The organism is Agathobacter ruminis (assembly GCF_002735305.1).
Taxonomy (GTDB): domain Bacteria; phylum Bacillota; class Clostridia; order Lachnospirales; family Lachnospiraceae; genus Roseburia; species Roseburia ruminis.
Genome location: NZ_PDYG01000135.1, coordinates 38,111 through 64,155 on the forward strand (window position 1 = coordinate 38,111; position 26,045 = coordinate 64,155).

At 45.7% G+C, this 26,045-nt stretch carries 18 protein-coding genes; 14 read left to right on the forward strand and 4 right to left on the reverse strand.

Annotated elements, in window-relative coordinates:
- Nucleotides 1-18 precede the first annotated feature (18 nt).
- Together CSX02_RS13135 and CSX02_RS13720 are read right to left on the reverse strand one after the other, a co-directional pair.
- Nucleotides 19-756: an ion transporter gene (locus tag CSX02_RS13135; protein WP_099387008.1), complete on the reverse strand. Its 738-nt coding sequence runs from the start codon at nt 754-756 to the stop codon at nt 19-21.
- 13 nt (nt 757-769) lie between these two features.
- Nucleotides 770-922, reverse strand: a complete 153-nt coding sequence (locus CSX02_RS13720) for a hypothetical protein (protein ID WP_189281593.1) — start codon at nt 920-922, stop codon at nt 770-772.
- 256 nt (nt 923-1,178) lie between these two features.
- Here CSX02_RS13720 and CSX02_RS13140 point away from each other — a divergent pair, with 256 nt between their 5' ends.
- The 12 genes from CSX02_RS13140 to CSX02_RS13195 all read left to right on the forward strand — a co-directional run bounded on the left by CSX02_RS13140 (nt 1,179) and on the right by CSX02_RS13195 (nt 18,646).
- Nucleotides 1,179-2,903, forward strand: a complete 1,725-nt coding sequence (locus CSX02_RS13140; protein ID WP_099387009.1) for a methyl-accepting chemotaxis protein — start codon at nt 1,179-1,181, stop codon at nt 2,901-2,903.
- Between the two features lie 140 nt (nt 2,904-3,043).
- Nucleotides 3,044-3,622: a histidine phosphatase family protein gene (locus CSX02_RS13145; protein WP_099387010.1), complete on the forward strand. Its 579-nt coding sequence runs from the start codon at nt 3,044-3,046 to the stop codon at nt 3,620-3,622.
- A 4-nt stretch (nt 3,623-3,626) separates the two neighbouring features.
- Nucleotides 3,627-4,388 carry a vitamin B12 dependent methionine synthase, activation domain protein gene (locus tag CSX02_RS13150; protein ID WP_099387011.1) on the forward strand — a complete coding sequence of 254 codons (762 nt, stop codon included), beginning with the start codon at nt 3,627-3,629 and terminating at the stop codon, nt 4,386-4,388.
- Nucleotides 4,389-4,424: 36 nt separating this feature from the next.
- Nucleotides 4,425-6,881: a homocysteine S-methyltransferase family protein gene (locus tag CSX02_RS13155; RefSeq protein WP_099387012.1), complete on the forward strand. Its 2,457-nt coding sequence runs from the start codon at nt 4,425-4,427 to the stop codon at nt 6,879-6,881.
- Nucleotide 6,882: 1 nt separating this feature from the next.
- Nucleotides 6,883-8,679 (forward strand): bifunctional homocysteine S-methyltransferase/methylenetetrahydrofolate reductase, encoded by a 1,797-nt coding sequence (locus CSX02_RS13160; protein ID WP_099387013.1) that lies wholly within the window; start codon nt 6,883-6,885, stop codon nt 8,677-8,679.
- A 62-nt stretch (nt 8,680-8,741) separates the two neighbouring features.
- On the forward strand, nt 8,742-10,940 hold the full coding sequence (locus CSX02_RS13165; protein ID WP_099387014.1) for a diguanylate cyclase domain-containing protein: 2,199 nt from the start codon (nt 8,742-8,744) through the stop codon (nt 10,938-10,940).
- Entirely contained in the window at nt 10,937-12,640 is a 1,704-nt protein-coding gene (locus tag CSX02_RS13170) for a diacylglycerol kinase family protein (RefSeq protein ID WP_099387015.1), read from the forward strand. The genes CSX02_RS13165 and CSX02_RS13170 overlap by 4 nt, the downstream gene beginning before the upstream one ends.
- A complete protein-coding gene (locus CSX02_RS13175) occupies nt 12,633-14,390 on the forward strand; it encodes an ATP-binding protein (protein ID WP_099387016.1) in 1,758 nt (585 codons plus the stop codon). The genes CSX02_RS13170 and CSX02_RS13175 overlap by 8 nt, the downstream gene beginning before the upstream one ends.
- Before the next feature lie 100 nt (nt 14,391-14,490).
- Complete coding sequence (locus CSX02_RS13180; RefSeq protein ID WP_099387017.1) at nt 14,491-15,558, forward strand: Gfo/Idh/MocA family protein; 1,068 nt, start codon at nt 14,491-14,493, stop codon at nt 15,556-15,558.
- A gap of 188 nt (nt 15,559-15,746) precedes the next feature.
- Nucleotides 15,747-17,090, forward strand: a complete 1,344-nt coding sequence (locus CSX02_RS13185; RefSeq protein WP_099387018.1) for an MATE family efflux transporter — start codon at nt 15,747-15,749, stop codon at nt 17,088-17,090.
- Between the two features lie 35 nt (nt 17,091-17,125).
- Nucleotides 17,126-17,584, forward strand: a complete 459-nt coding sequence (locus CSX02_RS13190) for a C-glycoside deglycosidase beta subunit domain-containing protein (RefSeq protein WP_099387019.1) — start codon at nt 17,126-17,128, stop codon at nt 17,582-17,584.
- 12 nt (nt 17,585-17,596) lie between these two features.
- Nucleotides 17,597-18,646, forward strand: a complete 1,050-nt coding sequence (locus CSX02_RS13195) for a sugar phosphate isomerase/epimerase family protein (protein WP_099387020.1) — start codon at nt 17,597-17,599, stop codon at nt 18,644-18,646.
- Here CSX02_RS13195 and CSX02_RS13200 read toward each other — a convergent pair.
- Both CSX02_RS13200 and CSX02_RS13205 read right to left on the reverse strand, forming a co-directional pair.
- Complete coding sequence (locus CSX02_RS13200) at nt 18,643-21,012, reverse strand: GH39 family glycosyl hydrolase (RefSeq protein WP_099387021.1); 2,370 nt, start codon at nt 21,010-21,012, stop codon at nt 18,643-18,645. The genes CSX02_RS13195 and CSX02_RS13200 overlap by 4 nt on opposite strands.
- Entirely contained in the window at nt 21,002-23,386 is a 2,385-nt protein-coding gene (locus tag CSX02_RS13205; RefSeq protein WP_189281595.1) for a GH39 family glycosyl hydrolase, read from the reverse strand. The genes CSX02_RS13200 and CSX02_RS13205 overlap by 11 nt, the downstream gene beginning before the upstream one ends.
- A gap of 214 nt (nt 23,387-23,600) precedes the next feature.
- Here CSX02_RS13205 and CSX02_RS13210 point away from each other — a divergent pair, with 214 nt between their 5' ends.
- Together CSX02_RS13210 and CSX02_RS13215 are read left to right on the forward strand one after the other, a co-directional pair.
- Nucleotides 23,601-24,563 (forward strand): flavodoxin family protein, encoded by a 963-nt coding sequence (locus tag CSX02_RS13210; RefSeq protein ID WP_099387023.1) that lies wholly within the window; start codon nt 23,601-23,603, stop codon nt 24,561-24,563.
- Nucleotides 24,564-24,588: 25 nt separating this feature from the next.
- Nucleotides 24,589-26,037 (forward strand): FAD-dependent oxidoreductase, encoded by a 1,449-nt coding sequence (locus tag CSX02_RS13215; RefSeq protein WP_099387024.1) that lies wholly within the window; start codon nt 24,589-24,591, stop codon nt 26,035-26,037.
- Nucleotides 26,038-26,045 lie beyond the last annotated feature (8 nt).

Here is a 26,045-nt window from a genome sequence, read left to right on the forward strand (position 1 = left end):
CGTCAGCCCCTTTTTGTTTTATAATTCATGTTCACCTTTTTTCTTTGTGATTTCACGCATATATGCAGCAGTGATAATGCCGGACGGGAGTGCAATGACAGCAATGCCGACCAACGAAGAAAGCATGGTAATCAATCGCCCGACACCGGTTACAGGCGAGATGTCTCCGTATCCAATCGTGGTAATGGAAATGGTGGCCCAGTAGATTGCATCAAAAAAGGTATCAAACATATCCGGTTCAACCTGAAAGATGATCATTGCAGAGGAGACAATATATATGATGGTCAGAATCAGGACTGCAACCAGCTGATGGCGTACGCGTCGTATGACATTTTCGATGATGCGCATGGTCTTGGAATATCGCGCAAGCTTGAGCATGCGAAATACGCGAAAAATTCGGAAAAGACCAAAGAAAGTCATAGTCGGAAACAGGAAATACAAAATTGGAATGACGGAAAGCAGATCCACAATTGCCATTGGAGAAAATGCATATGCCACATAGGCCTTGTAGATTTTGACTCCCATTTTGTAATCTGCGGTAAAGACACGCAGAATATAATCAATCAGAAATAAGATGACGGTCGACAGGTCAATCATGCGGGTATAAAAGTTGTCGGTTTTGATGGTCAGGGGAATCATGCCGACAATGACCGCTGTCAGAATCATGATGTCATAAGCTTTGCTGGCATAATCACCCTTTTGGGAGGCTTCTACAATCTCGTAGATGCGTTTTTTTACCTTATCTAATCGGTTCATAGTATACCTCCGTCTAAACGATGTGAATGATTGCCATGACACCGAGAAAAACAAGAAAGGCAATTACCAGCAGGCAAACCAGCACGACAATTTGTCCTGCGATATCCATTTTTTCACGAATGCCGGTATCCGTAATAACCTGCGTACTTTTTTGAAATCGACTCATAGGCAAATCCTTTCCGAACAGTATGTATGTGTTAAATAAATTATAATCAAAAATGAATATTCGCAGAAGTAAGTTTATTGCACAAAAATTGTCTGCATTTTTAGTTCAAAATAACTAATTGATTGACAAATTAATAATTGAGTAGCTTGAACTCAAAACTGTCGTAATAGCAAGAAAAATATCGTTTGAAATATAGGAAGAAAGTGCTATAATGAAATAGGCATTAAGCTAGTAATTTTAATAAGGGGGCTATAAAATGGCTACAGAAAACAAAGGTAACAAAGTATCATTTGGCAAAAGTGTACTGATGAAAATCACTTCGTTTACAGTGGTTGGTATGCTGATCTTAGGTATCGTTCTTGTGACGGTTGCAAGCATTTCTTTTGACAAAGAAATGAGCAAAATCACAAAGAACTATCTGTTGAGCGAAGTAGACATTCTCGGGGTTGAATTTGAGAATAACTTTGCACATGGTCTGACTCCGGATGCAACGGAAGAGATGACCGGTTTACTCTCAAATGTGCATGTGAACGAAGCAGCGAGCAGTTATGCTTATCTTGTAGATGAGAACAAAACCATGCTGTGGCATCCGACAGCTGACAAAATCGGCAATCCGGTTGAAAACTCTGTCGTACTTGGCATTTGTGAGAAACTTGAAAACGGCTCTTTTGACATGAGCAAAAAGTCAGAAGTTGTGGAATATGTTTTTAAGGGCACGACCAAATATGCATCATATTATGTGGGAAATATTAATGACACTGAAAAATTTATCCTGCTTGTTACTGTCGACAAAAAGGAAATTTTCTCGCCGGTTACATATACCATTTTATTCATGATCGGCTTCATGATTGGTATGATCATTCTTGTGAGCGTATGCTTCTTCTTCTTCCTGAAGCGTGCAATCACCGCACCATTGAATCAGATTTCTGATCAGATTGATCAGGTTGCAGGATTGGATCTGCGTATCGAGATCAACGGCAAGATGGCAAAGAGAAAAGATGAAATCGGTGTGATGGCAAGAGCATTGAGAAAGCTTGTCAGCGAGCTGAAGATGACTCTGGCAACCATGCGTGAGCAGTCAATTGCACTTTCACGAAGCAATCAGGAATTTACTGACAACTTCAGTGCAATGGTAAATACCATCAATGATGTAAATAATGCAGTAGAAGAAATCGCAGAAGGCAGTACTTCACAGGCTCAGGAAACCGCAAGCGCAGGCGATCAGGTTTCGCAGATGGGCGGCGTAATCGAGAAGAACTCCATGAACGCACAGCAGATGGATACCGCAGTCAATACAATGACATCCATCTCAAGAGAATTGAACAATACACTTCAGGAACTGTCAGATATCACAGAGCGTACCGCTTCAAGCATTCGTGAAGTGGCAGATCAGACCAATATGACCAATGCTTCCGCAAACAAGATTCGTGAAGCAACCGCTGCAATTACCAATATTGCAAGTCAGACCAACCTTCTTTCACTGAATGCTTCTATCGAGGCTGCACGTGCAGGTGAGGCAGGTAAGGGATTTGCGGTTGTAGCGGATGAAATCCGTAAGCTCGCAGAATCTTCTGCAGAATCAGCAAGCATGATTGAAGAAATTGTAAGCGAATTGATTGAGAACTCACAGACATCTGTAGAGAAGATGCAGAGCGTAAGCGATGACATCATCGAGCAGAGCGAGAAGCTCGAGAATACATTCGAAGGATTCCGCAAGCTTGACAGCGAGGTTGGATCTGTTGCAGGTGCTTCCGGAAGCGTTTCAGAGCAGACCGTCAATCTGGATGATCAGAAGAATGTCCTCACCTCTGTTATTGAGCAGTTGGCAGCTATTTCAGAAGAAAATGCAGCCAGCACACAGGAGACTTCTTCAAGCATGCAGATGCTTGCAGAGACAATCACCAATCTTCAGAATGAGGTTGATGCACTTGCCGGTCTTTCTAACGGACTCGACGGAGAAATCGGAAAATTCCAGGTATAAAATATACGCTGATATAATTTGAAATAATGACCCGCGATATCTTAGGATTATACAAGGATTCGCGGGTCTTTTTTCGTGCTCGAACGGTGGAATTCGGGACTATAATGTGATAAGATAGCGAAGAAGAAAAGGAACAAACTATGAAGATATGGATTACCAGACATGGTCAGACCGATTTGAATCGACAAAAACTGATGCAGGGCCTGACCGACGCAAAATTAAATGAAACAGGAATCGCTCAGGCGCGGGAGGCGCGTGCACAGATTGGCGAGATCAAATTTGATGCCGTATTTGCAAGTCCGCTGGATCGTGCGATCGAGACTGCTTCCATCATCGGCGGAGTCGATCGCGACGAAGTGCATGTGGATGCGCGCATTATCGAGACCGATTTTGGACGCTATGAGCAGTGCAAATATACGAAAATGGGACCGGCGATGACATTGTACTGGGCCTGCCCGGAGCTGTTTCCGGCACCGAAGACCGTGGAGACCATTGAATCCATGGTAGCACGCAGCCGGTCTTTTTTACAGGAGATTGAAGCTTGTGATTATGAAAATGTTCTGATTGTCTGCCATGGCGGAATCATTCGTGCGCTGTGCGGATATCTTGAGGACCGCAAAAATCATATCAAATGGCGCCCGAAGGCACACAACTGCGAAATCCGCGTTTACGAAAGTGTGAATGGAACACATCGGTTTATCGAGAAATATCGGAGATAATAGGATGAACAATTATCATCAAAATGAAGATGCGGGTAAATTCTCATGGGAAGAAAAAGAGATTGACTCGATTCGACTGACCATGGATGACCGGAGCGAAATACTGCGTTATGTCGGATACAGTGGACAGCCGTTGACGGATGAATTTGAGAGCCAACTGCAAATTTGCATGGAAAAGGTAAATGCCGTGGCGCAGCCGCGTTTGATTGCAACGCTGTTTCAATGTGAGCCGGTTGTGGTCGGAGATGTGATCGTGGAATATAAATGGCCGGAGAGTCTGAATTTTTTGACCGGAGAGGATATTCATACCCATTTAAAAGAATGCAGGGAAGTCCTGCTGTTTGGTGCGACAATCGGCGCTTCGATTGACCGTGCAATTAGGGTGGAGGAGATGCGTGAACCGGTGCATGCACTTTTGATGGATGCCTGTGGCAGCACATTGATTGAGTCGGTTTGCGATCATTTTGAAGCCATTTTGCGTCGCAGATATCGGGACGGGGAAGAGCATTGGCATTTGACAACGCGCTTTTCACCGGGATACGGAGATCTGCCGCTGGAAATACAAAACCATTATGCAGATGTAATCGAAGCGCGCCGCATCGGTTTGACGGTGACGCCGGAACATATTATGATTCCCCGTAAATCGGTGACCGCGATTATCGGGATAGCGGATCATGAGATTGGAGAAAAACATCGGTCATGCGACAGCTGCAATATGAATGCACATTGTCGCTTCCGCAAGCATGGCGTGCTTTGCGGAGAATAGCATGTTGCGAAGATTAGAAACGGATAGGAGCAAAACATGAGCAACCAGAAATTTACAATTCTTGACGGCGGAATGGGAACGATGCTGCAGGCAGCAGGCCTAGCGCCGGGCGAACATCCGGAAGTCTTTGGATATGAGCATCCGGATGTGGTGCGAGATGTTCATAAGAAATATATTGATGCGGGCAGCCGTGTGATTTACGCAAACACATTTGGCGGCAACCCGCGCAAGCTCGAAGGGTGTCCGATAGACACCGAAATCGCAGTATCGACAGCTGTGAGCACAGCGCGTGAAGCTGCCAAACAGGGTGAAGAAATGTATCATGAGCCGGTTGCGGTCGCACTGGATGTGGGCCCAATCGGCGAATTGCTTGAACCGCTCGGAACGGTCAGTTTTGAAGATGCATATGAATCCTATAAAGAGACAATGATTGCAGGTGCCGGGGCCGGTGCGGATCTGGTGGTAATAGAGACGTTCACCGATTTGCTCGACGCAAAAGCGGCAGCACTTGCCGCATTGGAAAATACAGATCTTCCGGTCTGGGTGACCATGACATTCGAGCAAAACGGACGTACCTTTACAGGTACCAGCATCGCTGCATTTGCATTGACCATGGAGGCGCTCGGCGTGAAAGCGGTCGGAATCAACTGCTCTCTCGGCCCGAATGAAATCCTGCCTTTGGCAAGGGAACTGAGCGAATGGACCAATCTGCCAATCGTCATCAAGCCAAATGCGGGACTGCCTGATCCGGAAACAGGGGAGTATCGCCTTGGAGCCGAAGATTTTGCAGAGCAAATGATGCAATACAAAGGACTTCCGCTGATTGCAATGGGTGGCTGTTGCGGCACGAATCCGGATTACATTCGTGCGCTTTATGCACAGATGCAGCAAAACGATATCGCAAGAATCCCGCTTACGGGAAGTGGCGCATATCAATTTGACGGAACCGGACTGTTTACGGAGCCGCGCACCGGTGCAAGGCGAGGAATCTGCTCTTCCACCAATGTGGCAGAGTATGGTGGTGTGCGCGTCATCGGGGAGCGATTGAATCCGACCGGAAAGAAAAAGTTCCAGCAGGCTTTGCTCGACCATGATATGGATTATATTTGTAAAATTGCACTTGAAGAAGAGGAGGCCGGTGCGGATATCCTCGATGTGAATGTCGGTGTGCCGGGGGCGGATGAGAAAACACTGATGGTAGAAGTGGTGAAAGCACTTCAGGGCGTGATTTCCGTGCCGCTCCAGATTGATTCCGCAGAGGCGGATGTGGTGGAGGCAGCTTTGCGCGTATATGCGGGGCGTGCCATTGTCAACTCGGTCAATGCCGATGACGAACGCCTGGATGCATTTCTGCCGGTATTGAAAAAATACGGAGCCGCAACGGTCGGTTTGTGTCTCGATGAGGATGGCATTCCGGAGACCGCAGAGGGACGCATTGAGAAAGCAAAATATATCACAAAAAGGGTGACAGAATACGGCATTCCGAAATCCGATATTCTGATTGACTGTCTGACTTTGACTGTATCGGCACAGCAGAATCAGGCGATTGAGACCTTAAAGGCCCTGAGGGCGGTACATGAGATGGGATTACATGCCTGCCTTGGTGTCAGCAATATTTCATTTGGTCTGCCGGCGCGCAGCCATATTACGGAGAATTTCCTGATTCAGGCGATGCAATGCGGACTGGATTTTCCGATTATCAATCCGAATGTGCTTGCACTGATGGATGCGGTTGCTTCTTTTAAGGTATTGTCGATGGAAGATGTCAATTGTGAATCTTATATTGCGCGCTTTGCCAATCGCAATGAAAAGACCATCGTACAGCAGGGAACCGGAACTGCAGAGTCGCAGGCCTCGAATGCGGAGATGAATATCGAGGAAGCGGTGCTCAAAGGATTAAAAAATGAAACGCGAGCATTGGCGGAAAAACTGCTTGAGACGCATACGGAAGAGGAAGTCATCAACAAAGAATTGATTCCGGCATTGGATCATGTCGGGGAATTATATGAAAAGCAGGTAATCTTTTTGCCACAGCTGATCAGTTCCGCGAATGCTGCAACCGCGGCTTTTGATATGATTAAAGAACGCATACATGCAAAGGATGACGGAGAAAACGTTTCGAGCGGAACCATTGTTATTTGTACTGTAAAGGGCGATATCCATGATATCGGCAAGAATATTGTCAAAGTCATTCTCGAAAATTACGGATATCGCATGATTGATCTCGGACGTGATGTTCCGCCGGAAAAGGTGGTGGAAGCAGCCGTGACACACAAAGCCGGGCTGGTTGGATTGTCTGCACTTATGACAACCACACTGCCTGCAATGGAAGAAACCATTGAGGCGCTTCATCGTGAAGTGCCGGAGGTCAAAATTATGGTAGGCGGTGCGGTTCTGACTCCGGAATTCGCACAAAAAATGGGCGCAGATTATTATTGTGTCGATGCAAGAGCATCGGTGGCTGTCGCAAAAGAAGTATTTGGAGGAGCATAAATTGCAGGAAATTCGAGAATATATAAAAGAACATAATCTGTTGTTTGACGGGGGCTTCGGAACTTATTATACACAACGCTTTCAGACAGATATTCAAAATTGCGAGAAAGAAAATCTGATTCACCCACAGCAGGTGAAAAGTGTACACAGTGCTTATATAGAAGCCGGCGCAAGGGCAATTAAGACCAATACATTTCATTGCTTCGATCAGGACAGACAGATGCAGGAACAGGTGATTCGGCGCGCGTATGCAATTGCGAAAGAAGCAGTTGAGGAATCCGGTGAAGATGTATATATCTTCGCAGACTTCGGACCTGCACAGGGTGAGACCAATGAGCAGTGTGAGGCATACTTTACCTCTGCAATCGATGTTTTTCTCGAAGAGGGTGCAACCAATTTTTTATTTGAGACACAATCTGCAAACAATGGATTGCTCCCGGCAATCGCTTATTTGAAAGAGCGGCAGCCAAACGCTTTTGTGCTCGTATCGTTTGGTGTCATGCCGGATGGATATTCGGCGGAGGGTTGTTATTATCAGAGCCTGATGCGCGAATTCCTTGAATCCGGTCTGGTGGACTATATCGGATTGAACTGTGTGTCGAGTCCAAAACATCTGGGAATGCTGGTGGAACGTTTGTCTGTGGAAGAGCGCAGACGGATGTCGCTGATGCCGAATGCCGGTTATCCGGTGGTGCGCGGGTTCCGCACATTCTTTGACGGCAGTGTCGATTATTATGCAAAACAGATGCGAATCCTTGCGGAAAAAGGGATTCCGATTCTCGGAGGATGCTGTGGTACGACCCCGAAACATATCGCGGGAGTTGCACGCGAATTGGCGCAAATGGAACAATATACCATAGCTGACGAGTTGGAAGCAAACCAAAAGCAGCAAGTGAGAACACGTGTGGAAGTTGCGCCTGACAACAGACTGCTGGCTAAACTCAAAAGTGGGAAAAAAGTGATTGCTGTTGAATTTGATTCTCCGAAGAATGCGGATGTCAGCAAATTTATGGAAGCGGCAGCGCAGCTGCAGCAAAGCGGAATTGACGCAATGACAATCGCAGACTGCCCGATTGCGGTTGCACGCATGGATTCCACACTGCTTGCGTGCAAAGTGAAAAGGGAGTTGGATTTGGATATTATTCCGCATATGACTTGCAGAGACCGCAATACCAATGCCACAAAGGCCCTGCTCCTTGGGGCACATGCGGAGGGGGTTCGCAATGTTTTGTTTATCACAGGAGATCCGATTCCGACCGCGCAGCGCGATGAAGTCAAGCAGGTATATCAGTTCAATTCGCGCAAAATGATGGGATATGTCAATTCGTTAAATGATGAATTGTTCGCGGAAGCACCGATGGCAATGTTTGGCGCTTTGAATGTGAATGCGGTGAATTTTGATGTGGAATTAAAGCGTGCGCAGCAGAAAATGCAGGAGGGTTGCATCGGATTTTTGACACAGCCTGTGATGACGGAGGAGTCGATGGAAAATATCCGCCTGGCGCGCAAAACACTCGAAGGCGCATATATCCTTGGAGGCATTATTCCGGTTGTCAGTGAGCGCAATGCACGCTTTATGAACGAAGAAATCAATGGCATCACGATTCCACAGGAAATGATCGATGCATATGTCGGCGCCGACAGGAAAGAAGGCGAACGGCTTGGAATCACATTTTCCTGCCGGATTGCAGAAAAAATTGCACCTTTTGTAGACGGTTTTTATTTCATGACACCGTTTGGAAGAGTCTCTTTGATCTCACAAATAATTCAGACCATTTTGTTGAAAAACTGTGACTAAAGTTCTATAATTGGAATGAGGGATTTTTACTTTTTTAGTTTTGGATTCAACAATGGGGCAAAATGGACAAGAGGGCAAAACAAATTTACAAGGGGTTAATCCGGCAAAAGGATATGTTGTCGGAGCGAAGCATGCTCGATGCGATTACCTCTATTTACAACAGCATACATTTATTGGATTTTGAAAAAGACGTTTACAATGAAATTCAGGCAACACCGGAAATACATGACTATGTCGGCTCGACAGGCAAGATTTCCGAGTGTTTTCCTGCAGTCATGAAAGAGATGACCACACCGGAATCCCGTGAGTCAATGGTTTCATTCGTGGAATTTGAGACGATTACGGAAAAGCTGCGCGAATGCGACAATCTGGAGGTGGATTTTCGAGGTGTCATTCATGGCTGGATTCGTGCGTCTTTTTTTGTTATCAGCAGAACCCTTACCGGCAAATTGCGCAAAGTATTATTTACGACGCGTGTTGTTGATGTGGGGATGAGTTCACAGATGGATTTTGAAAAAGATATGCCGGTGGCATATGTGGTCCTGCGTGCAATTTATGATGAGTCACACACGCAGGTCCGGGATATGGAATTTGTCTTCGTGAATCAAAAATATTGCGAATGGACGGGGAAAGCACCGGAAGAACTGATTGGGCAGACAATCTATGGAACGTTTGAACGTACGAATGATGATTGGCTGAAAAACTGTCAGGAAGTGATGATAGAGGGAAAAAGCAGTTACGGTCGTGTTTTTGCTCCGGAGATGGGCGCATGGGTTTCGTTTAATTGTGCACCTGTTTCCAAGAAGGACTGTTGCGCATTTGCTTTTATCAATTCGGATGAGGAGCAAAAACAGTTTGAGACCAATGAAGCGGTCATTTACTGCACCACGGTCCTGAATTCGGAGCGCGATTACAAGACCGCGATGAACAAGATGTTTCATACACTTGGATATACACTTCATGCAGATCGTATTTTTTTGATGGAAGTCAACAACAATATGGTGGAGACCACCTTCAAATGGACTTGCCGCTCCGGAGAGGATCTGGAATGTCCGCCTAAGTATCCGATGCATGTCCTGTTGCGTATGCGCGAATTTATGAATACGCATCGCAGCGTCTCGCTGTATGAGGTGGACGATTTTAAGCAATTTGATAATTCTGTTTATGAGAATATGAAGGCACGCGGAGTGAAAAATCTGGCGATTAAGATTCTTTACAGCAATCGACGACCGATTGGAATCATCTGTGTCGAAAATTATGAAGACGATCATGTGCTTGATATTCAGCAGGTGTTGAACAAGATTTCGTATTATGTGTCATTCCGCATTACCAATCACGATCTGGTGGATGAACTCGACACGGTCGGCAACAGGGATGCGCTGACGGGACTGTTGAACCGTCATGGAATCGATCGCTATACGGATCAATATATTTATGCGCATGAGATGATGCCATGTACGCTGATTATGCTGGATATCGACAATTTCAAATATGTCAATGACATGTTTGGCCATCTGGCAGGCGATGAAGTGCTTTGCACGCTGGCAAATAATTTGAAAAAGATTTTTCCGGAAGAGGCATTGATCGCGCGAAACGGCGGCGATGAATTTCTGGTTTTTATGAAAAATGTAACTGCGCAGCAGGCCGAACCGTATATTGACAGACTGGTCCATATGGATATGGAATTTCAGTTTGAAGAAGGCCACTGTATGGTGACGGTGTCTGCCGGATATGTGGAATATCCAAAACAGGCAAACGGACTTCAGGACTTGTTTAAAAAAGCGGATATTGCATTATATGCTGTTAAATTGAATGGCAAGAACGGTGCACATATCTATGAAGAAGGCATGGAAAAAGAGGACCGGAAACAGCTTGGATTCAACATGAATGATATCGTGGAGAATATTCCGTGTGCATTGATTGTGCATGAGGCAAAGGCGGAGGGACACATCCTATTTGCAAACAATCAGGCTGTGGACATGTTTGACTGTACGGATTTGAATGATTTCCTGCAGTATGCGGGATTAAATTGTCGCGGGTTTATTCATGAGGAGGATTATGATTGGCTGATGGAGGACCTGTCGCTTCAGAATGCTGCGGGACTTCCGATTCTGCGCAGCAAAAGGGATTATCGTGTTGTCACGCGAAAGGGGACGGTAAAAAGGGTTTTTGACATGCAGCGTCTTGTCGAAAGCAAGTATCATGGAAGCATTGTTTATGTGCTTTTATTTATGAAAGAGTCGTGTGAGGAACTGTCATGACAACAATTCAACTGATTCAAATTTATATTGAGCTGTGGTCGGCCGTACTATGTGCGGTCTTTGCCGTCAGCCTTTTTATCATCCGCAAGGAAGAACCGAAAAGTACGCGGACTTTGAGGCATATGTTTTTTCTGATGATGATTCTGCTAATTGCGGATGTATTCGCAATCTATTATCGCGGCAATACGACAACCATTGGATGGTGGGCAACGCGTATTTCCAATTATCTGGTGTTTGCATTGTTCATTGTGATATCCATGTTTTCGGTTGCCTTTTTGCTCGAAACCATCGGAGACCACGGACGCAAAATTCCGCGCAGATGGGCATTTGTAATGGGACTTATCGGCCTCGTTTCTTTGATCCTTCTGACAATTTCACAATTTACAGATTGGTATTATTATTTTGATGAGACAAATCATTATACGCGTGGTTCGTGGTATCTGCTGTCCAATGTGGGACCGGTTGTCATTATCTCGCTGTATTTGGCATGCATGATTTATTATCACAAAATGCTTGGAACATTTGAGACACTGGCACTGGCTTCGTATGTGGTTTTTCCGGCAATTGCGACGGTGATACAGACTTTGAATTACGGAATCGGATTTGTCAATATTGCACTGGTTCTGTCGGCACTGATGCTGTTCGGGCAGCGGATGAGTTCGCGGTCACAGGCTGTCCGCGAGGCGCGACTGCGCATTGCGCTTGAACGCGCCAAAAGAGGTCATGCCGACGATGAAATGTTGGATGAGAGAATGCGCCGCGCTTCTTTGGGAAAAGGCAATATCAAACATATTTTTATCGTGAATCCGTTTGCCGGAGTTGCAACAAAAGTGGAAGAACTGCGTGAAATCATTGCAAAGCTGCCGGAAGATGATTATTTTGTCTTCACGACGCGCGGACCAAAATCCGAAACACAACTGATTCGCAGAGTCATGCATTATTTTGAAGGATACAAATTGCGCATTTATTGTTGCGGTGGATCCGGAACTTTGCGCAATGTTATCGAAGGAATCGATGATCTCTCGAAAGTGGAGATTGGATTCTATCCATGTGGCCTGTCCAACGATTTTCTGAAAGTGTTTGGAGAGGACGAAGAAAAATTTCATCATATCGAAAATCTGATTGACGGGGAAGCAATTCCGATTGACTATATTCGCACGAATCACGGGATTGCACTGAATGCACTGTCGATTGGAAAGGACCAGCGCCTGATGGACGCATTTGAACGATATCGCGCGCTCAGCCGCATGGGAAATCGAATGCCTTATTTTATGGCGGTGGTACAGAGTATGTTCCATACCGGAATGAAGGAATACGAAATCGAAGTGGACGGCAAGACCTATACCGGAAAGCATCCGGAGGTGATATTCGGAAACGGCTGTGTAATTGCAGGTCTGTTTCATTTTGCCCCAAAAGGCAGATATCGTGATGGATATGCCTCTGTATTCATGGCGGACAAATCCCGTTACATTGGCACCTGGCGCACAGCGCTTGCTCTGATGAGTTCGGACATGGATCGTGTATCGGAACGGGGATTTATGGGCAATGCCGAGACCTTTAAGATTCGACACAAAGATGGCAGCCCGATTGCAATTAATCTGGATGGCGAAATTGAATATGGCTATACAGAGTGCGAAGCCTCTGTTGTCCATCAAGGATTGAATTTTATTATCCCAAAGGAGGTGGAATCTCATGGTTGATCAGAACTATCATGCAGGGCGCCTCATCGCAATTTTCCTTTATGTCGTGCAGGGAATATTTGTAACAGTGGCTTTGACTGTGGATCCAAAAGTGAATAACTGGATACCGGTATGCCTGCTGGTGGCGTGGTGCATCACCTTTTGGGAAATCACGCGCATGACAAATGAAAGAGGTGTTACCTCATTTGCATTTTGTATTTTTACCTGTCTGTCATCTCTGGTGAATGCGGTGGTGCTGACATATATTTACAAGACATTCGCCATGATCGTTGTGGTATATATGGTGCAATGCATCGTGGTCATCTGTTTTCGATTGAAACGAAGCGCGGTTGTAATCGGTCTGGCGATGATTTTTACGCTGATGCAATTTGCTGTGGCAGAATTGCTTGGAATCATCCATTTCATTAAATGGATGGAATTTGCTGTACTGATCATCGGAATCCTGATCAGCATGTGGGCAGTCTGCGAGGTTGTTGATTTGATTCAGACGCAGGAAAAGCGTTTTGCGGAGCAGGAGCGAAGCCTCGACGATATGCTACATATTGTGGAAGTGATGTGTGACGAGGCGCGTGCGGGAACCAAGAGCAAATCGGCGTTTTTGTCAAATATGTCACATGAAATCCGCACACCGATCAATTCGATGCTCGGCATGAACGAGATGATTATGCGCGAATGCAAGGATGAGAACATCCGCAGATATGCACAGAATATCGAAACAAGCGGTAATATGCTGTTGTCGCTCGTCAATGATATCCTCGATTTTTCCAAAGTGGAATCGGGCAAAATGGAGCTGGTTTATGTCGAATATCATTTGAGTGCAGTCTTAAATGATCTGATTAATATGATATCGAACCGGTTACAGGAGAAGCATTTGGATTTTATCGTAGATGTCGATCCGACGACACCGGAATGCCTGATGGGCGATGAGATGCGCATCAAGCAGATCCTGACCAATTTGCTGACAAATGCCGCCAAATATACGGATGAGGGTAGTGTGACTTTGAAGGTCTACCCGGAGATGCGTGGCAAGAGTGGAAATGTGCGTATCTGCTTTGAAGTGATTGATACAGGACGGGGAATCCGTCTGCAGGATCAGGAACATCTCTTTGATGCATTTCGTCGTGTTGATGAAAAGAAAAATCGCAATATCGAAGGAACAGGACTGGGACTGGCGATTGCGAGTGATTTTACCGCATTGATGAACGGTGTAATCGGAGTCGAGAGTGAGTACGGTCGTGGTTCTGTCTTCTATGTGAGAATTCCGCAAGTGGTGACGGAAAAGCAGACCATTGGCAATTATTCTGAGCGAATCAAGCTCAAGAAGAATAAGAGCAAAGAATATGATGCAATGTTTGTGGCGCCGGATGCAAAAATCCTCGTCGTGGACGATAACGAGATGAATCTGACTGTGGTTGCCTATCTGCTCAAGCATAATAAAGTGCAGATTACAAAAGCAACAGGCGGCTGGCAGGCGGTTGAACTGCTCAGACAGCAGCAGTTTGATCTGGTATTGCTCGATCATATGATGCCGGAACTGGATGGTGTGGATGCGCTCAAGATTATGAAAGCGGAGAATCTGGTGGAGCAGACTCCGGTGATTGCACTTACCGCAAATGCAATCGCAGGCTCACGGGAAAAATATCTCTCACTGGGATTTTCGGATTATCTGAGCAAACCGATTTCGGGTGCAGATTTGGAAAAGTGCTTCATGAAATGGCTGCCGCAGGACAAAATTATTCTTTCAGAATAATTATGGATAAAAAAATACGCAAAATATAACAAAAATCGAAAAGTTATTCATGTATAAAATCGGTATACTGATTACAAAGAGTAACAAAGGAGGATGTATTATGAGTATCAGATTCGGCATAATCGGTTTCGGATTTATGGGACATGAACATTTGTCTATGCTTCAGGAATTCGACGGAATTGATGTAGTTGCCATTTGCGATAATGCGCCGGGCCTTTTGGATGATGTACCGGACGGAATAAAGAAATATGTGGATGCAAATGATTTGGTGAAAGATCCGGATGTGGATGTGGTCTTGATTGTTGCAAACAATAACCAGCACTTGAAGCTGGTAAAGGCAGCAGCCGAGGCAAAGAAAGATATCATTTGCGAAAAGCCGCTTGCACTTTCTGCGGCTGAACTGGAAGAAATGGAAAAGGTGGTAAAGGAAAACGGTGTGAAATTTACCGTGCATCAGCAACGAAGATTTGATCCGGATTTCCGCACCATCAAGCAGGTGTTTGATGACGGATCATTGGGAGATATCTACACCGTTCAGACCAAGCTATACGGCTTCAACGGAAATATGCATGACTGGCATGTTTATCCGGAACAGGGCGGTGGAATGCTTTACGACTGGGGTGTTCATTTGATCGATCAGATGCTTTGGATGATTCCGGGCAAAATAACATCCGTATTTGCGGACGTGCGCAATGTCATCAACGAAAAGGTAGATGACTATTTTAAGATTCTGCTTCGCTTTGAGAGCGGAATTACAGCAGAGATAGAGCTGGGAACTTATTTCTTAAAAGATCCAAACAGCGAGAACAAATGGTTTGAGCGCCATTGGTTCATGGGTGGAAACAAGGGAACTGCATATGTGGATGGCTTTGATCCAATCGGAAAGAAGTGCACCACCAGCCAGTTGCTTACAAATGTAGGCGGACAGCGTACTATGACCGCTGCAGGCCCGACCAGATCCTTTGGACCGCCACCGGAAGGAAGAATTGTGGTAGAGCCAATCGAGGCTGCAAAGACAAATCACAGAATGTATTTCGAAAATTATGTGAAAGCATATCGCGGCGAAGAGGAATTCCTGGTTCAGATTCCTCAGGTAAAGCGTGTGCTCGCAGTGATGGATGCGGCAAGAGAATCTGCTCGCACAATGAAATCCGTAGATTTTGAATAACATAGAAATCATAGCTGAATATGAATTGACTGAAAGCTCAGACTCCTGCCTGCAGGAATCTGAGCTTTTTATGATGAACAAGAATATTTTTTGATTGTAAAAAAGTCAAAAAAGGATAACTGTGGAATATTTTTCGTGAATGAATTTTAATAAAATGGAATAGTAGAGAAGATGACGGGGGCATTTTTATGGTAAACGATATGACGAAAGGGAGCCCGGTTAAGGCGATGACATTATTTGCAATACCGCTCTTTATCGGAACCTTGTTTCAACAAGTCTATAATATGGTCGATACGCTGGTGGTGGGAAATTTTGTCGGTTCGGTAGAACTGGGAGCAGTCGGCTCCTGCGCGCCTACGTTTAATCTCATTATTGCGCTTTTGACCGGTCTGACGGGCGGAACATCTGTGATTATGGCGCAGGCATTCGGGGCAAAAGAAGAGGGAATGGTCCGCAAAATTTTTATCTCGTCGACGATTGTCAATCTATTGGTGGGCCTGTTTTTGACGGCTGTTGGAATCTGGATTTCACACCCACTGTTAAAATTGTTGCATACGCCTGACAAACAGCTTGGGTTTGCGACCACTTATCTGACTGTGATGTGCGCAGGGATTCTGGCAAACTGCATGTACAATGGCATGTCGGCGGTGCTGCGGGCACTGGGAGATTCCATCACACCGCTGGTGGTACTGATTGCGGCGAGTCTTTTGAATGTGGTGCTGGATTTGATGTTTGTGATTGTTTTCGGCTGGGGTGTCGCAGGTGTGGCTTTGGCGACGGTTCTGGCACAGCTGATTTCGGCAGTCGCATGCATCGTCTATGTTTTGATCCGACTTCCGGAACTTCGTTTTGGCATCCGGGACTGTCGTCTTGATGCACAGGTTGTAAGCGAGATTATCCGAATCGGTGTCCCGTCGGCACTTTCTTCCTGTGGCGTTTCACTCTCTGCCATGTTTATGCAACGGGCCATCAATGGTTTTGGCGATGTGGCAGTTACCGGATATACGGTCGGCAACAAAGCAGAACAGATCGGGATGTGTCTGTCCTATGCCATTGGAATGGCAACGGGAACATTCTGTGGGCAGAATATTGGCGCGAGAAAATACGACCGGGTCAAAAAGGGATTGCATATTGGATGCTTGATCGGATTCTGCTATGCAGCAGTCGTCTCGGTGCTGGTGATTGTCTTTGCGCGTCCGTTTGTGGGAACTTTTACACAGAGTGCGGCAGTGGCGTCAGTGGCGGAGGAAGTCATCTATGTAACGATGTCGTTTGGCCCGGTATTGGGGCTGGTTTTTATTTTCCAGAATTTCCTGAAGAGTGCAGGGGATGTGGCACCGACGGTTTGGATGAGTCTGATGGAAATTATTTCCCGTGCAGTGCTTGCAGTACTTTTTGCAGCGCTTTGGGGACGATTCGGTGTCTGGTGGGCGACACCTGTGGGATGGAGCGCATCCCTGTTGCTGGGGTTCATTCGATATCGTTCAGGGACATGGAAAGACAAGGCAATCCTAAAGTCAGAATATGAATAATAAAAATTAAATGATAAAACAAGGGAGGTATTTTTATGTTTGACCAGTATTTGATTCGAAAAGACAGTTTACAAAATGTGACAGAAGATGGAAAAGTCACCGGCTTTAAGTTTGCGGTTCGCATCGCAGATTACAGAGGATGTTTTCTCTCTCTGCACAATGGTTACTACATCAATGTGGATGGCACGGAATATCCGCGCAATTTGCAGCGATTCGAAATCAACGGCAAGGCGCCGCGTAGTTTCGAGGAAATCAAGACCGCCTGTTGGGAGCATTGGAATTATGATGATGAAGGTTGGGTTTACGTGACAAAGGAAGGCGGATTGTCGAAAGGCATGCATAAAATTGGTTTGCAGCAGTCGATTTTGGCCCAGTATGGATACATGCCTTGGGATGAGGAATGGGTGAAGAATCCACCGGTTCCGGGCTCCGGTGCAGGCGCCGGAAAGACAGAAACCATTTGTCAATTTGATTTAGAATTACAGGAATGCTAGGAGGTGGGAACTATGGCAATCAAAAGAGGTGTATCACTATACAGTTATCAGCAGGAGCAGTTCTTCGGACAGATGAGCTGGAAGGATCAGATTCGGGAAGTGCGTGAGAATCTGCATACAGATGGAATCGAAATCATCGACGAGGCGGTCATCAGAGATTATCCGTTCCCAAGTGAGGAATTCTGCTTTGATTTTCGCAATACAATGGCGCGCTATAATATGAATGCAGTGACCATGGATGTCTATCTGGATGTGCATCAATTCCGTGATCATGTGATGACCCATGCAGAGGCGGCTGAACGATTAAAGAATGATATTCGCCTTGCCGCAAAGCTTGGCTTTAAGAATGTCAGACCGCTTTGTCTGGTCCCGATTGATGTCATCGAGGCTGCACTGCCTGTTGCGGAAGAGTGCAATGTCCGTATGGGAAAAGAGATTCATGCACCGCTTCCGATTTTTAAAGGCGATAAGCCGCAGCCGACAACGGGAATGGCGGCAGCATTGGATTTTAGAATGACAGAACAGATTTTAGAACTGGCAGATCGCACAGGCTCTAAACATGTTGGCATCGTACCGGATTTTGGTATCTTCCAATACAAGCCGTCTTCTGTGGCGATTGCATATACCAAGCGCCACACCAATACGCCGGAGGCAGTAGATTTTATTTTGAAAAATTCAGCAAATTACGGACCGGATGAAATCCATCAGATTGTCAGAGAAAAATATCCGAATCATGACCTGCCGCTCAATGCGGTTGACAGAATGGCTTTGCATGAGATGTCTGCGAATCCGGAAGATTTGAGAAAGATTATTCCTTATATTGTAAGCATGCATGGCAAATTCTATGAGATGACGGAAATCGCGGGCAAGCCTGGGCAGTATGAAGATGCCTGCATTGATTATGAAACGCCGATGAGAATTTTGAAAGAAGAAGGATTTGACGGCTATATCAATTCCGAATATGAAGGTCAAAGAGACCAGCAGGACATGGGCTACGAAAATCTGCCGGATAGCCGGGAGCAGGTTCGCAGACACCATGAGATGCTGGCCAGATTAAGTTAATATTCTTTTGCGATGTCGAAAAAGCATACGTTGTGTGCATTGAGTGTGATGGAAAGCGTCAGCTCTGATTCGACATTCAGGAAAATAACACGTTCCTCGGGCACGCAGGTTTTGCGGAGATAATCCACATCTGCGCGCGCCGGGGTTTGTATTTTGTACATATATTCCGTTTCGTCAATGATACTTGCACGGAATCCGCCCAAATGCACATCGAGCAGGCTGCCGTGCGCCCTGTCGAGCAGATGCCGATGTACGCGGTATTTGCCCGGAGTCAGACCGCTGAGTGTGAATTTCATCGTAATCGGCGGGACGGATTCGAAATAATGATAGACATCCAAAATCGAATGTTTCACATTCTTTACCAGTGATTCTACATTTGCAAAATGCGCATAGTTGTAGGTGAGCACCTGATAATTCCCGTCTTTGCTCTGCGTGATGCAATAATTTTCTCCCTGTTCAATCAAAAATTCACCCATACGATTCAAAAATGAATATGCATGATAGGCCGGTGTCGGAATCTGGTTCTTGTTGATCAGACTGATGCCATTGACCAGATAGATGCTCAGATCCTTGGATTTAAAAGAACTGTCATCGAGCATCCAGTAACCGATCATATCGGAATCGGTATGCATTTCAAGCAGGTTTTTGGTGATGAAAGTTGCCTGAAAACATGATTCGTTGATATAGGTCTGTGGAATCAGCGAGGAATTAAATTCCGTGATATACAATGGAATCTCATGTCCCATAATGCTTTTGATACGGTCGAGAATCCACAACTGTTGTGTTCGCAATCCGCGCGCAACGGCGGACAAATCGATGTTGCCAACTTCGTCAAGCGTATATTGCAAGGTAAAGAAGTGCACGGAAATGAAGTCGGGATGGAGATCACGGTTGCGGAATTCTTCTAACTGATGGATGAGACTGTCTGAATTCATCGAGGTGATATGTCCCGGCCCGCCAAACTTCGAATTTGGTAGATATTTTTTGATCAGGCGATTGATTTTGTTAAAACCCTCGAAATAGTCATCGTCCGATTCGCGTGGGATTTTCCACAATTCAAAATGCCATCGGTCCAACCATTCAGCGTCATAATGGTCGGTGACAAAAGCAAGGAATGCCTCAAACATGTTCAGAAAACGTTCTTTGTTGCTGTAGATGCGCATTGGGACATTGGCCATTGAATAATTCAGATAGTCAAAGGAATTTTTGCCCAATTCGATGAACGGCGTCAGCCCGTTTTCATATAACAGATTGAGCACAGTTTGCACATTTGCAAAATAGTAATCATTGCGACCGGCAAGACGTGGGATCATGGTATTGCTGATCATGCCTTCGATGCGCAAATAATCGAGATTCAGGTCCTGATTGGCTTTGAGGAGACGCTGCACGAATCCCTGAGAAAGCAGATTGTGTGCGTAACCGACATTGATCAGTTTTGTGAAATTATGCGGCATCTGCGTCTTAAGCCCGACAAATGCGGAAATCTCTCTGGTATTAATATTCTCAACTGCCAGTGGCGTTTCGAATTCACGATTTTCGCTGAGCCATTCAGCGGTGACCGGCGGGGCAGAAGTCGCTTTTTTGCGGTATTCGCGCGGCGAGATCTGGTAGATTTCCTTGAAACGACGGTTGAAAGTCGAAATGTTCGGGAATCCGTGCTGCACGGCAATGTCAGTGATGCTTTTGCTGGTATACATGATGTCGCGCAGGGTATGCTCGATGCGAAGCTGGTTCAAATATTGATTGAAATTCGCATGAAAATGCCGTTTGAAAAATTTGGACAGATATTGTGGTGTCAAAAACATCGAGTCGGCCAGGCTACTTAACGTGATCTGCTGACGATAGTTTTCGAGCAGGTAAGTGCGAATCTGCGAGATGCGTTCCTGGTATTTGCCACCGTCGTTTGTCGCATCGCTGACGGTGATGGAATAATCTGTCTGCAGCAGTGCGAGCAACTGATAAATCTGACCCAGCAAAGAAAGCTCATGCAAATCGGAATTGTCCAGATATTGCGATGAAATATTCATAATCAGGTTTTTGATCTGGATATAATTGCGGTTTGGCTCGAGGATGGAATCACAGAGAATCTGCGCATCAATACAATTGTTTTGCACCATAAAACCGGAATTGATTCCGAAATGAATCATGATATTGTCGTTGCTCGGTTCAAACCGATAGGCATGGTTGCTGTGCAAAACCGTCACATTGTTTTGCGGATATTCAATGCTGTCACCGTTCTCGGAGGTGATGGTAAGCGTGCCGGATATGATATAAATCATGTCAAAAGTGTCGCTCTGGTACGGGATACTCTTTGACAGATGGTATTGTTTTAAGAATGAAATCGGGAAATCAGAATTATAATTCATAAGCTTTCTCCACTTTATAATTGTAATCAATTTGGATAAAAATCACTTCCAGCGACTGTATGGTCGGGGAAAGTGACAAAATGCCGTCTTCTTTCACCTGCAACGCCTCCAGCTCTGCATGCGGAATCGACAGCGCCTGAAGACAGTCGATATCGGTTTGCGCAAGGTCGGTCACATCGCGGATCTTGCTGAATTCATGCAGCAGATTACCGGAATGCTGATTCAGCCGGTAAGATTTGACGAGATAACGGCCCGGCACCATCTGTGTCAGGGAAATGTTGAGCTGTTTTGGTGCGAGCGGCTCAAAGACGAACTCGTCGGACTCGAACAATTCTTTACAGTGTCGGCTTGCAGTTGCTTCCAATGTCAGACCGGGGCAATGATAAAGCAACAGCTGATAAGAGAATTTGCTGCTTGAAGTCATGATCAGACCCGGATGTGTGCTGACCATTTGCGTACCCAGCTGATTGAGAAAATGAAATACATAATAGCTTGGCTTGCGGATACCCAGGTAAGTAAAAATACCGGAACCTCCAAACAACAATCCGCGTGAATCGGCATATTCGGTACTGATATCGGAAAACAGACAATATCCCAACGCATCGACTGACTCGAGGTGTGTTGTCATAAACCATGACAGGGTACATGCGAGAAAGACGGAGTCGTTTAAGAAATTGCGTTTGTTGTAAAACGGTCCGAATTCTGTCATATAGAGCGGTATGTCGCGGAAATATTTGCGCACCAGAAGCGTGCTTTCACGCGCACGGTCAACCAGGATAGAACCGGTCGGCATGATGCCGGAATCCGGGGACAGATCCTTGTTGCCGTAGACAAAAAAGCTGATAAAGTCAAAACGGATTTGCTCTTTTTGGATATTTTTCAGGATGCCTTCAAACTCCGACAAAGGAAGGATAGACTGATATCCGGGACCACCGACTTTGCAGTCTGGGACATATTCGTGAATGATGCCTTCTATTTTTTGGTAGGTGGTCAGAAACTGCCACGGTGTCTGGCGCGAGCTGCTGCGATTGGCAAAATCATAGCAGACTTCAAAATGCCAGCGTGACACTTCGCGCAATCCGTACCGGTTGTGACAGGTACGGATGAAAACCGGGAGCACACGCTGCAGCTTCTTATAATAACTCTGATAGTTCTCAGAGGAATTAATCAGATAATTGTCGCCCGTTCCGTGCCCGATATGACGGTAATGATTACCCAAAACAATCATGGGAATCAGATTGAGACTCAAAAACAGATCGAGCACCTGGAATATTTCTTCGAATACATAAAAGATTTGTCCGTTGATTTCATGGATGGTCATCTCATCAAACAAATCAATGATACGCGCGTACCTGAAATTGATTTCGTGTTGCAAAGAGATGAGTTGATTGCGGAACTGCGGATTTTCCATATTGGCGCAACGACCGATATTGAGAATTTGACGCCAGGAATTCGGCATCTGTCCGAAGTCGGTGCTGTAGGAAGTGGAATACTCCTGAATATTGGCAATTTGATTGGATTCGGTTTTTTGCGCCTGATGCACGGCATTGGACAAATACCGGTCAAAGTTGCTCAGTCGATTCTCTTCCGGGAAAGGCAGTATTTCGCAAGGAAGCAAACTCTCATTTCGAATCTGCTTTGCATTTTTGCCGTAAGATTTCTGCAATGCCTTGTTCATGGACAGCGCGGAGTGAAAACCGAGCAATCCTGCGAGTGCCTCCTCCGAAAAAGAGGTATATTGCAGCAAAGGCAGGCAGAGTGTCGCTTTTTGCGCATTGACATAATCCTTGAAGGTGCAACCGTATTTCTTTTGAAAAAAGGAAGCCAGATATTGCGGAGTCAGATGCACGGATGCCGCAGCATGATTCAGGCTGATGTTTTGCAAAAGATTTTCATGGATATATTGCAAAATCTGCTCGTTTGTCGAATTGGTCAGCTCCTGGTCCGGCATATGATCCTCGGCCGGGAAAATGCGCATCAGATCATCGATGAACTGAAAATAGTAATGTGAGACCAGACCGGTGCGATAGCTGCGAATCAGATTCTCAAGCGAACCGATGCATTCTTTTAAACGTACATTGGTGGGACTGTCATGAATGGATGAAAAAACAGTAAAGTGATCCAAAGATGACAGGAGCAGATAGTTGTTGAGACGGATGACCGCCAAAACGACCTGACTGATCGGCTGTATGCTGATTTCCACACCCGGTGGCAGAAGCAGCAGATCTTCCGGCAGGAAATAGGTATTGCGGATCAGCGCTTGTCCGTCGAGCAGCAACAGGATGGTAAAATCCTGATGGCGATAGGAGAGCGGCTTGTCTAATTTGTAGATTTCGATTTCCTGAACCGGTTTTTCCAGAGAAATAAATGACATGAATAACTCCTTTCCCATTACAAGTATAGTTTGATTATAACGCGTCATGTTAAAAAAATATATACAAAATTAAGATAAAGATGCAAAAATGGGAAAATAGTCTGCGTAAATAATTAAATCAAATAGAAAATGGAGCAAAACATGAAAAGTAAAAGAGATATAAATTCAGTATGATGATATTGCTAGGAAGGTTAATGGTAAGGAGGTCATATTCGTGAAAGTTTTAGGAATTTCATTTGGTAGATTAAATCAACGTTCCGACGTAATGGTAAAAGAAGCTTTAATTGCAGCAAAGAAGGCAGGGGCTGATGTGGAATTCATCAATACCGTCCGTTTGAATATCGGACATTGTCGCGCCTGCGACTATTGCAGCAGATGCAAAGATAACGGTGACACGGAAATTCACTGCTGTTTCAAAGATGATTATCATATTTTGGAAGAAGCAGTTCTGGATGCAGACGGCATCATCATTGGTGCTCCGGTATATGCAGTTGGTATTGTAGGACAGTTTAAGAATTTCGTCGATCGCTTCGGACCGTCACATGATCGTGCGGCTTTGATCGAAGAAAACAAGAAGCGCGAAAAAGAAGGCAAGCCGCTTTTGGATGAGAGATATTTCAAGGATCGCTACACCGGATATATTTCAGTCGGCGGAGCCGGCACACACAATTGGGTGGCCCTTGGATTGCCGATGCTTCATTTGAACGATTTCTCACAGTGCATGAAGTGTGTGGGACATATCGATGCTTATGACCAGGGTCGTACAGGCCATCCGGTATTGAACCGTGAATTGATGGAAACCTGTGCACAGCTTGGTAGCGCAGTTGCGGAAGCAATCGGAAAGCCATACGAAGAAGTGGATACATGGGTAGGTGCAGACGGCGTTTGCCCTGTTTGTCATAATCCGCTTCTGTCAATCAACGGAACAACAGATGTGGAGTGTCCGATTTGCGGAATCTGGGGCAAGCTTTCCGTAGAAGGAGACAAGGTTAAGGTAACCTTCTCCGAAGAGGAAAAGGCGCGTGCGCGCAATACCAAGATTGGTATTTACGAGCATTATCACGAGATCCAGAATATGATTCCGGTCTGCGTGCCGAAGCTTCAGGATAATAAAGACTTTATCGACGCGGAGATGGAGAAATACAAAAACTTCGATGAGTATATCAAAACGGTATAATTCGGAGCTCGAAGGAGGATACAGTATGGAAAACTTAAAGACACAGATTGTGGTCATCGCCGGAGGACCATCAGGTTTGTCTGCCGCATGTCAGGCTGCTGAGGACGGCGCAGATGTCATTGTAATCGAAAAGGCAAATGTGGCAGGAGGCGCAGCCAATATGGGAATGGGACCGCTTGGAATCGGTACCCGCTACCAGCAGCAGCAGATGATTGATGTGACCGTTGAGAAGGCATTCAATATGTTTATGGATTACACCCACTATAATGTGGATGCCAGACTGGTAAAAAGATATTTCGAACAGTCGGCAGAGACCATTGAATGGCTCGAGGAAAAAGGTGTGGAATTCGAAGGCGCATTCCGCTATTTCCCACAGTCCGAGGCAACATGGCATATCGTCAAGACCGGTAACAAAATCGGCCCTCGCGCAGCCGGTCATATGAATAAAGCGCTTTTGAAAGATGCGCAGGATAGAGGCGTCAATGTTCTTTTGGAGACAAAGGGACTTGAGATTATCAAGGATGACGAAGGCAAGGTTTGCGGCGTACGCGCACAGAACGCACAGGGTGAAGAATTTGTCATCGAATGTAAAGCTGCAATTATCTGTACCGGAGGAGCCGGCGCAAATAAGCAGTTTATCCAGGATGAGATTGGATTGGAACAGGGACGTGAAATTTACAATTTCGCAATTCCGGGAATCATGGGTGACGGATTAAAGATGGCATGGGCTGCAGGCGCAGATCATCTGCCGGTACGCATCGAGCAGGCGGCTGACCTCGGTGGAGGTGAGGAAGCTTCCGGAAATGTCATCAATGTGATGAAACAGCCGAATCTGATTGTCAACAAATTCGGAAAGCGTATCATGAACGAGGAATTTTCACAGAATACCACCTACCTCGGCAATGTGGCAAATCATCAAAAAGACAAGACAATTTATGCTATTTGTGATACTGCAACCGCAAAGGGTTATGTAAAGAATGGTGTAGATGTTACCTCACTTGTTACACCTGATCCGGATGTTTCGGGATTCTTTGATGATTTTGATGAGTTGGTTGCAAACGGATCAAAGAATTTCTTCAAGGCCGACACCATCGAAGAACTTGCGGGAATGCTTGGCATCGATGCGGAGACCCTTGAGGAGACCGTTGATGAATACAATGATTTCTGCGATGGCAGAGATGAAGAATTCTTCAAGAATTATCGCTATTTGAAGAAGCTGCGCAAGGGACCGTTCTATGCGGCAGCAATTCATCCGGGCGGATACGGCACGGTTGGAGGCATTCGAATCAACGAAAACTGCGAATGCTGCGACAAGGACTTCATGCCGATTCCGGGTCTGTATGCAGCAGGTGCGGATGCATGTAATATTTACGACGACAGCTATATGTTCCTGTTGCCGGGTAACTCCATGGGATTTGCCGTGAATACCGGACGAATTGCAGGAATGCAGGCTGCAGAATATGTGGAAGAATAATTGCACTA

Coding starts and splice junctions, on each gene's coding strand:
- CSX02_RS13135 (WP_099387008.1), bottom strand. CDS start 756: ATGAACCGATTAGATAAGGTAAAAAAACGCATCTACGAGATTGTAGAA.
- CSX02_RS13720 (WP_189281593.1), bottom strand. CDS start 922: ATGAGTCGATTTCAAAAAAGTACGCAGGTTATTACGGATACCGGCATT.
- CSX02_RS13140 (WP_099387009.1), top strand. CDS start 1,179: ATGGCTACAGAAAACAAAGGTAACAAAGTATCATTTGGCAAAAGTGTA.
- CSX02_RS13145 (WP_099387010.1), top strand. CDS start 3,044: ATGAAGATATGGATTACCAGACATGGTCAGACCGATTTGAATCGACAA.
- CSX02_RS13150 (WP_099387011.1), top strand. CDS start 3,627: ATGAACAATTATCATCAAAATGAAGATGCGGGTAAATTCTCATGGGAA.
- CSX02_RS13155 (WP_099387012.1), top strand. CDS start 4,425: ATGAGCAACCAGAAATTTACAATTCTTGACGGCGGAATGGGAACGATG.
- CSX02_RS13165 (WP_099387014.1), top strand. CDS start 8,742: ATGGACAAGAGGGCAAAACAAATTTACAAGGGGTTAATCCGGCAAAAG.
- CSX02_RS13170 (WP_099387015.1), top strand. CDS start 10,937: ATGACAACAATTCAACTGATTCAAATTTATATTGAGCTGTGGTCGGCC.
- CSX02_RS13175 (WP_099387016.1), top strand. CDS start 12,633: ATGGTTGATCAGAACTATCATGCAGGGCGCCTCATCGCAATTTTCCTT.
- CSX02_RS13180 (WP_099387017.1), top strand. CDS start 14,491: ATGAGTATCAGATTCGGCATAATCGGTTTCGGATTTATGGGACATGAA.
- CSX02_RS13185 (WP_099387018.1), top strand. CDS start 15,747: ATGGTAAACGATATGACGAAAGGGAGCCCGGTTAAGGCGATGACATTA.
- CSX02_RS13190 (WP_099387019.1), top strand. CDS start 17,126: ATGTTTGACCAGTATTTGATTCGAAAAGACAGTTTACAAAATGTGACA.
- CSX02_RS13195 (WP_099387020.1), top strand. CDS start 17,597: ATGGCAATCAAAAGAGGTGTATCACTATACAGTTATCAGCAGGAGCAG.
- CSX02_RS13200 (WP_099387021.1), bottom strand. CDS start 21,012: ATGAATTATAATTCTGATTTCCCGATTTCATTCTTAAAACAATACCAT.
- CSX02_RS13205 (WP_189281595.1), bottom strand. CDS start 23,386: ATGTCATTTATTTCTCTGGAAAAACCGGTTCAGGAAATCGAAATCTAC.
- CSX02_RS13215 (WP_099387024.1), top strand. CDS start 24,589: ATGGAAAACTTAAAGACACAGATTGTGGTCATCGCCGGAGGACCATCA.